Here is an 11676-nt window from a genome sequence, read left to right on the forward strand (position 1 = left end):
AGTATAGCAAGGATGCTTCCTGAGAGCTTCTTTATTATTTCAAGCTTACAATGACCGGCATTGTCAACAAAATCGCCAAAAATAACGCAATTAATCGCGATTGGATTGTTTTAAGCTTTCGCGGTTTTGGCGCAAGCTTTCCAAAGTTTTTTCCAAATTGTTTTCAATATAACGCATTACATCTTGAGCATATTGAATAGAACTGTTTTTCAATTCTTCGGAAGATTGGTTAGCCAAGGTAATAATTTGGTTAGCCTGAGTTTGAGCCTGTTTAACAAGTTCGCTTTCTTCCGTCAATTTTGCAATATAATCTTTGGCCTGAGCAATCAAAGTATCGGCCTGACGCTGTGCATCTGCCAAAATTTTATCTTTTTCAGCCATAATACGGCGGGATTCTTCAAGCTCCAACGGCAAAGATTCATTAATGGCATCTAAGACACGCATAATTTCTTCTTCTTCAATGACACGTTTGGTGGTCATAGGAATGCGACCACTGGTTTCAATTAAATTTTCCAAATCTTCTAAAAGTTTTTCTGTTTTCATTCTCGCCACTCCTATTAGTACTATTCACTACGATTCGCAAATTTTGCTTCTAACGCTTCTTTTACTGCATCCGGAACTAAGCCGTCAAGACGACCATTAAATCGCGCTAATTCGCGAATTCCCGTGGAACTGACAAATGAATACTTATTATTCGTCATGATAAAAACGGTTTCAATATCGTCATCCAAAAACTTTGAAAATAAAGCTCGTTGGAATTCATATTCAAAATCAGCAAGCGCTCGCAAGCCTCGAATAATCATAATACTGTTTTTTGATTTTGCATAATCAATCAACAGACCTGATGCACAATCTACTTCAACATTAGGTATATGGGCTACGGAGGCTTTAATCAATTCAACTCGCTCATCTTGAGTAAACAAATTATTTTTATTCGGATTAGTTAAAACCGCCACAATCAACTTATCTACAAGCTTACTCGCTCGTTCAAAAATATCGACATGCCCGTTTGTCACAGGGTCAAAACTCCCTGGGCAAATGCCTATACGCACTATATTAGCTCCTTTCAAGCTCATAGGGTACACAATACGTCACCTTCGTATAACCAAAGCGTTGTTCCCTAACAAGGCTCCAACCTTCCGGCAATACAAGCGGTTCGTTTTCATGATGCTCCACAATAAGCATTCCATTTTCTTTTAGTAATTGCTGATTCACGACTACAGCCAACGTTGCGGCCACAAAACCTTGTTCATATGGCGGATCCGCAAAAATATAATCAAACTGACGACCGGCTAACTGTTTAGCCGCCGTTTCAATCGATGTTGGTATCACTTCAACCGCGTCTTCCATATGACAATGCTCAATGTTCGCTTTAATAATTCGAGCTGTCCGTTTATCAACGCATACGGCCAGTGAGGCACCGCGACTGACAGCTTCCAATCCGAAAGCGCCTGTACCGGAGAAAAAATCAAGTACGGTGGACTCAATCAGACCGTAATTAGTCAGTATATTAAAAATACTCTCCCGCACACGATCCTGTGTGGGTCTCGTACTCATCCCTTTCGGAGCTTTCAATATATGACCTTTAGCACGTCCTGCAATAATTCTCATACTTCCCTCTTTATGCCTACACTTGTCTTTTAATTATAGTATATAATGTTCCAAAATAAAAGTACATTCCTAGGGAAAAATTATTATAAGAACATTTCATCTTTCAAGTTGCGCCCCATCAGCTCCATAAGTGCTGTTTGAGGCGATTTTTGATGGTATAAAACTTCGTATAAAGCTTCTGTTATAGGTAAATCCAATTCTTTTGCTTTAGCGATTTCATACACTGTTTTTACGGCAAAAAAGCCTTCTACCACCATATTGGAGTGATTCATTATATAATCCATAGTCTCACCGGCTGCCAATTTCTGACCCGCTGTGCGGTTACGACTATGACGACTCATACAAGTGGTAATCAAATCGCCCATACCGGCGAGCCCGGCATAAGTTTCGCGACGTGCCCCCATAGCCACACCAAATTTGGTCATCTCGTGAAGACCACGTGTCAAAAGAGCTGACTTACAATTATCACCAAGCTTCATACCATCTGCAATACCGGCCGCTAAGGCGATAATATTCTTCGTTGTGGCTGCCAGTTCTACGCCCGTCATATCTTCATTCACATAGACCCGGAAATTAACAGTACTTAAAGCCTGTTGCACTTGCTCCGCCGTTGGTACCGTTCGTGCCGCCACAACCGTTGCAGCCGGTAAATCACGGCCTATTTCCTCGGCATGATTAGGTCCGGATAAAATAGCTAAGTGATCCGTAATATGGCCTACAACCTCATCAGCCACTTCGGATAAACGCTTACCCGTCTCTCGTTCAATCCCCTTAGAGCAAATAACTACCGTCGTTTTTGCAGAAATATATGGGGCAAACTGCTTCAGTGTATCACGCACATAAATAGACGGCGTCACAATCAAAAGGATATCACTGTTTTCGGCCACTACAGCCGGTACATGACTGATATTTAAGTTTTCCGGCAAGGCAACACCGGCCAAATATTCTTTATTTTCACGATCCGCCTTTAAGCGCGCCGCCTGCTCTTCACGGCGACAGTAGAGCCAAGCCTCATTGCCGGCCTGAGCACTTTTACAAGCCAGTGCAGTGCCCCAGCTGCCGGATCCTATAATTCCTATTTTCATTTAGAATCATCACGCTCCGTCCGTTCAACTTTTAATTCTTGACCGCGCAAAAGACGCATAATATTTTCACGATGACGTAAAATTACGAATAAAGCGGCCACTGTACCGAATACGACGTACCATAAAGGTTCACCGAAGGCAATCATCAAAATCGGTACTAACGCGGCCCCTACGATGGAGCCTAAGGACACATATTTGGTAAAGTACACGATAACGGCCCATGTAGCGAAACAAATAGCCGAAATCAAAGGTACTAAAAATATCAACACCCCGAGCCCCGTCGCTACACCACGACCACCTTTGAAGCCCAAAAATACCGACCAATTATGGCCTACCATAGCTAAAATGCCACCTAAAAGCATCAAATTCGGATCCGGTGAAAAAATAGCAACCCCTGCCATACCTTTACCGGCATCGCAGAGAAATACCGGTAAAGCTGCCTTCATACCCAGTACGCGATACGTATTCGTCGCACCGATATTTTTACTGCCGTATAAACGGACATCTGTATTGAAAAATAATTTACCGATAATTAAACCGCTGGGAATGGAGCCTAAAAGATATGCCACGACTGCCAATCCGATAATAGTCATAGTATCCATTAGTCGTCATCATTTCCCTTCTTACCGCGCAATATCAGGCGAATCGGGGTACCTTCAAAACCGAAGGACTCACGAAGTCTGTTTTCCAAGAAACGCATATAGGAGAAGTGAATTAATTCCGGTTCATTTACAAACAGTATAAAGGTCGGCGGTTTTACGGAAGCCTGCGTCATATAATAAATCTTCGGCAAACGACCGCTTCTGGACGGTACCGGATTGACGTTCTGTGCATCCGATAATACTTGGTTCAACACACTTGTAGAAATACGCATGTGTTGCTGTTCGGATACGAATTTAATTAAATCGGCTAAACGATGGATACGCTGTTTCGTCAATGCGGAAGCAAAAAGAATCGGCGCATAACGCAAAAAGCCCATTTCATCGTAAATATCTTCCGTGTAACGGATAGTCGTTTTATCGTCTTTTTCTACTAAATCCCATTTGTTGACTACGATGATAATCCCTTTACCGGCTTCATGGGCATAACCAGCAATTTTCTTATCCTGCTCGGTAACACCGTCCACGCCGTCCAATACGAGAACAACGATGTCAGCTCTATCTACGGACCGTAAAGAACGAACGATACTGTAACGTTCTACCGGTGCATCGATTTTTGCTTTACGACGCATACCGGCCGTATCGATAAGCACAAACTTCTGGCCCTCATGAGTCCAATGTGTATCGATGGAGTCACGAGTTGTACCGGCTACATCACTTACAATAACACGATCCTGACCCAATAAAGCATTTGTTAACGATGATTTACCTACATTCGGACGACCGATTAAAGCTACATGAATAGTATCTTCTTCATCTTCAGCCGTTGCCGAATCAGGGAAATGTTTTACCACATCATCCAATAAATCGCCAAGGTTCATTAAGTTTTTAGCGGAAATACCGATAGGATCGCCAATACCTAAATTGTAAAATTCATAAATGTTGGCTTCCTGATTTACACTGTCAATTTTATTAACAACCAATAATACCGGTTTACCACTGGCACGCAAAATATTCGCTACTTCTTCGTCAGCCGGTACGATACCTTGTTTGCCGTCAACGACAAATAAAATAACATCCGCTTCTTCAATAGCAAGTTGCGCCTGTAAACGCATCATTTTAGGAATTACATGACTGTCGGCGGTGATGAATTCAATCCCGCCCGTATCAATCATGGTAAATTCTCGGTTAAGCCATTCCGCATCGAAATAAATTCTATCACGCGTTACGCCCGGAATATCTTCAACAATGGAAATTCGTTTATTTACAATGGCGTTAAACAATGTAGATTTTCCCACATTAGGACGCCCTACCACTGCTACTAATGGTTTTGCCATATTGTCACCTCAATTTTTACACAAATTATCACACTATATTGTAACATATATAAAGCAATCCATAAAGAAGGGATAATGCAAAAGGAGCCATAAAGGGCCAAGCCCTTTACAGCTCCTTATATAAGCGCTACGCGCTATTGGTTACAATTATTCAGCGTCGGATTCAGCTGTTGCAACTGGTTCCATTAACTCAGTTAAAGCAAGGCCAAGTTTCTTTTCATCTTTGTTAAGAGAAATAACTTTAACTTCTACTTCTTTACCACGAGTCAAGTAGTCTTCTACTTTAGCATTACGCTGTTTAGTGATCTGAGAAATGTGAAGTAAACCTTGGATGTCGTCGTTAACAGCTACGAATGCACCGTAAGCTACCAAACGAACTACTTTACCGGTAAGAACGTCGCCAACTTTGATAGTTTCTTCAGCTACGTCCCATGGGCTCTTAGTCAATGCTTTCAAGGATAAGGAAAGTTTGTTGCTTTCTGCATCAAAGGATTGCAATTTAACTTCGATTTCCTGGCCTACGGACAATACGTCTTCAACGCGTTTGATTTTGTGCCAAGAAATGTCGGAAATGTGAAGTAAACCTTCGATACCACCGATATCAACGAAAGCACCATAAGGCATAATTTTACGAACAATACCTTTATAGTTATCGCCAACATGAATGTTTTTCAAGGCTTCTTCCAATTTAGCCTGGCGAGCTACTTCCAATACAGCACGACGGGAAAGAACCAAACGGTTTTTCTTTTCGTCGATTTCCAATACCTTAGCTTCGAATTCAGTACCTACTAAGCTATCGAGAGATTTAACGAAGTGTACATCCCCTTGGGAAAGTGGAATAAAACCACGAAGGGATTTAACAGTTACAACAAGACCTGCAGGGATAGCGTCCACACCTTTACAGATGATTGGTTCGTCTTTTTCCTGAGCTTCCTGTACATACTGCCAATCTTCGTCTTTAGCCAAACGAGTGATGGACAAGTAGATAGGATTGTCTTCCTTGATGTGGTTCATAATAACGGCTTTAATCTGATCGCCTTCTTTGAGCACGTCTTTAGCAGAGGCAGGTGCCGGATATGCGATTTCAGTACGATTCAAGGTTGCTTCTGTTTTGTAACCGAAAGAAACATATGCTTTGTCGTCTTCTACGGATACAACAGTACCTTCTACTACAGTGCCTTTCTTAAAGTCTTCTGCCCAGTCAGCTTCGTTAGCTAACAATTGTTCAAATTCATTCATTGTGTCAATGACCTCCTTAATTATCCAGTCGGGTGTCGATGCACCGGCTGTAACCCCTACCGTTTGAACATGGTTGAACCAGTCCAATTGTAATTCAGCAGCGGTCTCTATATGGTAAGTAGTACATCCAACGTCACGACAGACCTCTGCTAATCTGTTTGTGTTGCCGCTGTTCTTACCGCCTACCACAATCATAAGGTCCACCGTTTTTGCGAGTTCTACCGCCGAATTTTGACGTTCTTGAGTAGCTGTGCAAATCGTTTTGAAAACCTTTAGATTTTGAGTTTTTTCCTCTAATATATCTATTATACTTTGAAATTTAAATTGTGAAAAGGTAGTTTGTACAACTACGCCCCTATTTTCCACGAAAGGCAGAATTTTAGCTTCTTCTTCAGTTTCTATAACTATGCCTTTGTTTTGTGCCCATAAATTGATGCTAATTACCTCAGGATGCTTTTTTTCACCCAAAATGACAAGCGACATTCCCGAGTCAATGACCGATTTTGCATCTTGTTGAGCTTTTTTTACATGGGGACACGTTGCGTCCACCACTTTAAGTCCTTTATCGGTCGCTTCTTCATACACCGCCGGTCCCACGCCATGAGATCGAATGATTACTGTGCCGCCGGGAATTTCATCCAACGAATCCACGGCATACACGCCATGTTCTTCCAAATTGGAAACCACTTGCGGATTATGAATGATAGGACCTAAGGTATAACTGCGCTCTAACTGATCTGATGTGTCTTGAGCCATATTAACAGCCCTCTTCACACCATAACAAAAACCGCAATTTTCTGCAATACGAATTTCCACGCCTGACTCCTTATCGTTTAAAATCCGGATGAGCCGCCCGATAGTCAGCCATAAGACCTTCCAGAGCCACCCTGACTTTATCATTTAATTCGGCAATGGCTTCCGGTGTAGGTTTTGCTTTCGCTACGGGAATCGGTTTACCGATTACGGCCGCCACTTGACCGCGTTTCATCTGATACGATCCCATAATAGCCACCGGCACTACAGGCACACCCGTACGAAGCGCCATCGAAGCTACGCCGTCATGGAATCGGCCCAACGTATTATCCTTCTTTTGCCGGGTTCCTTCCGGAAAAATGCCGAGCACTAAATTATTCTTCAATAATCCCATAGCATGGCGAATGGCGATTTTATCCACGCCGCCACGTTTTAAAGGAAACGCGCCCAACCAGCGACAAAAGAAATTGGAAATCGGATTTTTAAATAATTCTTCTTTGGCCATAAAGCTTACATGGCGCGGCAGGGCACGCCCTACGATACACGGATCGTTGTTGCTCTTATGATTGGGAGCCACAATGACCGGCCCTTCTTTCGGGAAGTTTTCACGACCTACCACATCCGCTTTATAAATCCAACCATATACGACTTCAAAAGCCGAGCGCCATAAACATTCTGAAACTTTATCCATGAATACGCTCTCCTTTACTTTTCTGTTGCCGTAATCAATTGTACCATACGAGCAGCGGTTTCATCAAAAGATAAATTATCAGAATTGATAACTATCGCTTCCGGTACACATACAAGGGGTGATTCTTTGCGATTCGTATCCATTTCATCGCGTGCCATAACACTTTCTTTAATCGTATCCAAGGATACGGACTCTTTATCCGGCGTTTCCAACCAGCGTCGTTTGGCGCGAGCTTCTACGGATGCCGTCAAATAAATTTTTAATTCCGCGTTAGGTAAAACCACCGACCCGATATCACGGCCGTCTAATATAACACCCCCTGCACTGGCCATGGCACGTTGCTGTGCCACTAAAAAGTCGCGAACAGCCTTAATGGCTGCAATTTGTGATACGGCACCGTTTACCTCTTGCGTGCGAATTAAGGACGTTACATCCTCACCATTCACAAACACCTTGAAAGCATCTTCGGTAGGTTCCATGCGTAGCGACAAGTCAGGCAATAAAGCTGCTACCGCCGCCTCATCGGTGGGATTCACGCCGGCTTTTAAAACAGCCCACGTAACGGCCCGGTACATAGCCCCCGTATCAATATATAAATAGCCAAGCTGTTTGGCTACGGCTTTAGAAATACTACTTTTACCGGCCCCCGCAGGACCGTCAACAGCTACCGCAATACGCTGTTTACTCATCAAAAAACTCCTCTCCATAATATGCTTAGTCGGCTGCTTCACCGTGTACGGCATGCTGTGCCGCCACATAGCCGGTGGCAAACGCCGCCTGCAAATTGAAGCCCCCCGTAAAAGCATCTATATCCAATACTTCACCGGCACCGTAAAGTCCTGCAATCAATTTAGATTCCATTGTTTTCGGTACAAATTCCTTAACCGAAATGCCCCCCGCCGTTACAATGGCTTCCGCAATAGGTCGCATCTGTTTAAACGTCAAAGGCATATGTTGTAACACGTGAACCAAGCGTTGGCGCTCTTCACGGCTGATTTGATTAATAAATTTATCCGGCGTAAGATTCGCTAACTCTATAATAACAGGAATTAAGCGTTGTGGTAAGAGGTCTTTTAAACCATTTGCCAATTGTTTTTTGGAATAGGTCACAAAATCTCGCTGCACACGCTGATCCAGCTGCTCCACGGTCAGCGCCGGTTTCAAGTTAATTTCGAGTCGAATAGGACCTACATTCTTTTTCTTCATTAGCTTACCTACCGTATGACTCAAAGATAATACGATTGGACCGGTAATGCCAAAATGAGTAAACATCATTTCACCGAATTGTTTAGCCTGCACTTTATCTTTAGCCACAGCCGACAATTCCACATTACGAAGACTTAAACCCATTAAATCTTTAACCCACGCTTCCTTCGTCTCCAAAGGTACCAATGACGGACGTAAATCCGTCACCGTATGGCCCACCTCTTTGGCCATAGCATAGCCGTCACCGGTAGAACCGGTAAGCGGATAGGATAAACCGCCCGTAGCCAGAATAACGGCATCGCCATAATAAGTTTCTTTATCGGTAACCACGCCTTGAACCTTATTGTCTTTTACAATAATATGCTTAACAGCTTCATTTAAATGTAAAATGCCGCCATAACCTTTATACACTCGCATAAACATATCGCGCACTTCAAGCGCCAAATCGGACACCGGAAAAACGCGGCCACCGCGCTCAACTTTAGTGGCGAGCTTCCATTCATGGAGTAAATCCAATAAATCGCGATTATCAAACTGCTGATAGGTACTCATGAGGAACTTGCCATTCCCCGGTGTTTTCGCGATAAAATCACTGATAGGCGCATCATTGGTAATATTACAGCGGCCTTTGCCGGTAATGCCCATCTTTTTACCTATCATGTTCATTTTTTCAATCAGGGTCACCTTAGCGCCTTCACGAGCAGCAATAGTAGCTGCCATAAGACCGGCTGCACCGGCTCCCACTACAATGATATGTTTCATGGTCGACCTCCGCCGGAACGACGTTTAGCACCACGCACCGCGCCGTTGCGACCGAACTGTTTTTTATTGTCTTTCGCCGGCATTTTTCGACCTTTAGCGCCGTCGCCGGTTCCTTTGCCGAACGGTAATTTGCAAAGTGCTTTTAACTGACGCAGCTCTTCCCCCGTAAGTTTACGATAAGCACCGCGTTTTACTCCGGCTAAGGTAAGACCGCCGTAAGCAATGCGTTTCAAGTTGTACACACTATATTTAAAATGCTCAAACATGCGGCGCACTTGACGATTACGACCTTCATGAATCGTAATTTCTATAAGCGACGTATTCGTCTTGGCGTCAAAACCATAATCCACAATTTCCGCCGGCAACGTAGGACCATCTTCTAAAGTAATACCCGAACTCAATGCCTCCAAATGCTCGTCCAAAACACGACCTTTGATTTTCACTTCATAGGTCTTGGTCACACCTTGTGACGGATGCATCAAAGCCTGAGCCAAAGCACCGTCATTGGTGAATAACAACAAACCTTCCGTGTTGTAGTCAAGGCGACCTACCGGATATACACGGTTCTTAATGTCTTTCAAATAATCCATTACCGTAGCGCGTCCCTGCGGATCACCCACCGAAGTAATGCTACCTTTCGGCTTGTTAAAAATATAATATTCCAATGCTTCCGGTTCAATGCGTTGTCCGTCAATTTTAACGCGGTCCACGGCTGGATTAATTTTAACCCCCAATTCCGTAACCTGACGACCGTTCACCTGTACCTTCCCGGCCACGATTAATTCTTCTGCCTTGCGCCTTGATGCATAACCGCAGCGACTGATATATTTTTGCAAACGTTCTTGTTCCATAGTCTGCTCCTTTCCCTTATTCCATGATTTCATGAGCTTCATGAGCCTCAATCGTATTATTACTTTCACCCTCAATTACCGGACTTTTATGGTCTTCGTCGGCCTCAATAGTGTTACTTCTTTCAGCGGTAACTGCCACACCGTTATCGACGGCTACTTCACGTTTTAAGGTCTCCACCGATTCTATGCCGACACTGCGTAAAAATGTATCGGTCGTTCCGTACAATACAGGCCGGCCAATGCTTTCCTTACGACCCAGTTCCATAACTAAATCGCGGCTCACTAAATGCTTTAAAACTTTTTCACAATTCACACCGCGCACTTCTTCAATTTCACTTTTCGTAACCGGCTGCTTAAAGGCAATAACCGCCAAGGTTTCCATCGCTGCCGGTGACAAGCGGTCTTCCCGTTGGCGAATCTTACTCACATATTCACTGCTCTCCGGCGCACTGACAAGCTCGGCTCCAACGCCGCTTACTTTTAAACGGAGGCCACGTTTATCAACCACCAGCTGATTGGCATATTGCTCCAATAACGCTTCGGCCTCTTCCGTTGCACAATCAAATAGTTCGCCAAGCAGTGCGATAGGCACCGGTTTGGCTGCGGAAAAAAGAACTGCTTCCAAATGGGCGAGCAGCGATGTATCGCTTGGCTGATTCACATCTGTCATAGTTTGTTACTCACCTTTCTAACTAATATACGCTTTCTTATGTAATATCTTAATCTAGTCGATTTAATAGCTATTCCTGTATTCAATAGTACGCATAACCAAAAATCTATTATAAACTGAACTAGACAATTTCACTGACTAAAGTTACATCCTTTAACGAACCGTCATTAGGGCCTTCCGTCACTGAGTGTATAGTAAAAATCTGACGCTTCAATAATTCCAAAACAGCTATAAACATAGTCACTTTGGCGGCCCGCACAGTTACCTCATTAAGTAAAGCTACAAAACTGAATCGGCGTTGTTGTTTGGCCCTCATAAGCAAGGAATCAATCGTATCTTCCAAACTGTAAGCTTCTTTTTCCACCTTTACCTTTGGCGGTTCCGGCACCGTTTCATCCACTCGATCAATGCAAGATTTAAATAAACTGTACAATTGGGCAATGTCAAAACGAAATACCGTTTCCTGCCCCCATTGACTCAACGAATCGGGCCGGCTAAAACTCTGACTACTCGCCTCTGATCGTTCGGTTAGAGCCTCGGTTAACTCCTTGATTTGCTTATATTCAAGCAAATTAGCCACCAATTCGTCACGGGGATCCTCTTCTTCTTCCGGATTGAGTGGTGCGTTTCTTGGCAATAGCATGCGGGATTTAATCTGTAACAGCGTAGCCGCCATAACCAAAAACTCACTGCTGTAATGAATATCAAAGGTTTGCCATTCTTCGAGCTGCGCCATATATTGCGACGTAATTTCCACAATGGGAATGTCGTAAATATCTATTTTATGTTTTTCTATCAAATGGAGTAATAAATCCAATGGCCCTTCAAAAACGGCCAGCTTATACTCATAGGGTTTCATCATATCTCCTTAC

At 43.5% G+C, this 11676-nt stretch carries 12 protein-coding genes and 1 pseudogene; all 13 read right to left on the reverse strand.

Annotation, left to right across the window (positions count from 1 at the left end):
- Positions 1 to 90 precede the first annotated feature (90 nt).
- On the reverse strand, positions 91 to 543 hold the full coding sequence (locus EO124_RS02215) for a hypothetical protein (RefSeq protein WP_021841785.1): 453 nt from the start codon (positions 541 to 543) through the stop codon (positions 91 to 93).
- Between the two features lie 20 nt (positions 544 to 563).
- Positions 564 to 1052, reverse strand: coding sequence for a pantetheine-phosphate adenylyltransferase (gene coaD, locus EO124_RS02220; protein ID WP_021841784.1), 489 nt, complete (start codon positions 1050 to 1052; stop codon positions 564 to 566).
- Positions 1053 to 1056: 4 nt separating this feature from the next.
- On the reverse strand, positions 1057 to 1611 hold the full coding sequence (gene rsmD / locus EO124_RS02225; protein WP_127058155.1) for a 16S rRNA (guanine(966)-N(2))-methyltransferase RsmD: 555 nt from the start codon (positions 1609 to 1611) through the stop codon (positions 1057 to 1059).
- Positions 1612 to 1694: 83 nt separating this feature from the next.
- Positions 1695 to 2696: an NAD(P)H-dependent glycerol-3-phosphate dehydrogenase gene (locus EO124_RS02230; protein ID WP_127058156.1), complete on the reverse strand. Its 1002-nt coding sequence runs from the start codon at positions 2694 to 2696 to the stop codon at positions 1695 to 1697.
- Entirely contained in the window at positions 2693 to 3298 is a 606-nt protein-coding gene (gene plsY, locus EO124_RS02235; protein ID WP_127058157.1) for a glycerol-3-phosphate 1-O-acyltransferase PlsY, read from the reverse strand. Before plsY ends, EO124_RS02230 begins: the two co-directional genes overlap by 4 nt.
- Positions 3298 to 4632 (reverse strand): ribosome biogenesis GTPase Der, encoded by a 1335-nt coding sequence (der, locus tag EO124_RS02240; protein ID WP_021841780.1) that lies wholly within the window; start codon positions 4630 to 4632, stop codon positions 3298 to 3300. The genes plsY and der overlap by 1 nt, the downstream gene beginning before the upstream one ends.
- Before the next feature lie 147 nt (positions 4633 to 4779).
- A complete protein-coding gene (locus EO124_RS02245) occupies positions 4780 to 6687 on the reverse strand; it encodes a bifunctional 4-hydroxy-3-methylbut-2-enyl diphosphate reductase/30S ribosomal protein S1 (protein ID WP_127058158.1) in 1908 nt (635 codons plus the stop codon).
- A gap of 10 nt (positions 6688 to 6697) precedes the next feature.
- Positions 6698 to 7315, reverse strand: a complete 618-nt coding sequence (locus EO124_RS02250) for a lysophospholipid acyltransferase family protein (RefSeq protein ID WP_127058159.1) — start codon at positions 7313 to 7315, stop codon at positions 6698 to 6700.
- A 14-nt stretch (positions 7316 to 7329) separates the two neighbouring features.
- Complete coding sequence (gene cmk, locus EO124_RS02255) at positions 7330 to 8004, reverse strand: (d)CMP kinase (protein ID WP_021841778.1); 675 nt, start codon at positions 8002 to 8004, stop codon at positions 7330 to 7332.
- A gap of 25 nt (positions 8005 to 8029) precedes the next feature.
- Positions 8030 to 9283: a BaiN/RdsA family NAD(P)/FAD-dependent oxidoreductase gene (locus EO124_RS02260; RefSeq protein ID WP_127058160.1), complete on the reverse strand. Its 1254-nt coding sequence runs from the start codon at positions 9281 to 9283 to the stop codon at positions 8030 to 8032.
- A 134-nt stretch (positions 9284 to 9417) separates the two neighbouring features.
- Positions 9418 to 10134: pseudogene (locus tag EO124_RS02265) on the reverse strand (pseudouridine synthase); the annotation flags it as partial.
- 16 nt (positions 10135 to 10150) lie between these two features.
- A complete protein-coding gene (scpB, locus tag EO124_RS02270) occupies positions 10151 to 10804 on the reverse strand; it encodes an SMC-Scp complex subunit ScpB (RefSeq protein ID WP_127058162.1) in 654 nt (217 codons plus the stop codon).
- Positions 10805 to 10925: 121 nt separating this feature from the next.
- Positions 10926 to 11666, reverse strand: coding sequence for a segregation and condensation protein A (locus EO124_RS02275; RefSeq protein ID WP_241230651.1), 741 nt, complete (start codon positions 11664 to 11666; stop codon positions 10926 to 10928).
- Positions 11667 to 11676 lie beyond the last annotated feature (10 nt).

Source organism: Veillonella ratti (assembly GCF_003992115.1).
GTDB classification, from domain to species: domain Bacteria; phylum Bacillota; class Negativicutes; order Veillonellales; family Veillonellaceae; genus Veillonella_A; species Veillonella_A ratti.

Coding starts and splice junctions, on each gene's coding strand:
- EO124_RS02230 (WP_127058156.1), bottom strand. CDS start 2,696: ATGAAAATAGGAATTATAGGATCCGGCAGCTGGGGCACTGCACTGGCT.
- scpB (WP_127058162.1), bottom strand. CDS start 10,804: ATGACAGATGTGAATCAGCCAAGCGATACATCGCTGCTCGCCCATTTG.
- plsY (WP_127058157.1), bottom strand. CDS start 3,298: ATGGATACTATGACTATTATCGGATTGGCAGTCGTGGCATATCTTTTA.
- EO124_RS02275 (WP_241230651.1), bottom strand. CDS start 11,666: ATGATGAAACCCTATGAGTATAAGCTGGCCGTTTTTGAAGGGCCATTG.
- EO124_RS02250 (WP_127058159.1), bottom strand. CDS start 7,315: ATGGATAAAGTTTCAGAATGTTTATGGCGCTCGGCTTTTGAAGTCGTA.
- EO124_RS02215 (WP_021841785.1), bottom strand. CDS start 543: ATGAAAACAGAAAAACTTTTAGAAGATTTGGAAAATTTAATTGAAACC.
- der (WP_021841780.1), bottom strand. CDS start 4,632: ATGGCAAAACCATTAGTAGCAGTGGTAGGGCGTCCTAATGTGGGAAAA.
- rsmD (WP_127058155.1), bottom strand. CDS start 1,611: ATGAGAATTATTGCAGGACGTGCTAAAGGTCATATATTGAAAGCTCCG.
- EO124_RS02260 (WP_127058160.1), bottom strand. CDS start 9,283: ATGAAACATATCATTGTAGTGGGAGCCGGTGCAGCCGGTCTTATGGCA.
- cmk (WP_021841778.1), bottom strand. CDS start 8,004: ATGAGTAAACAGCGTATTGCGGTAGCTGTTGACGGTCCTGCGGGGGCC.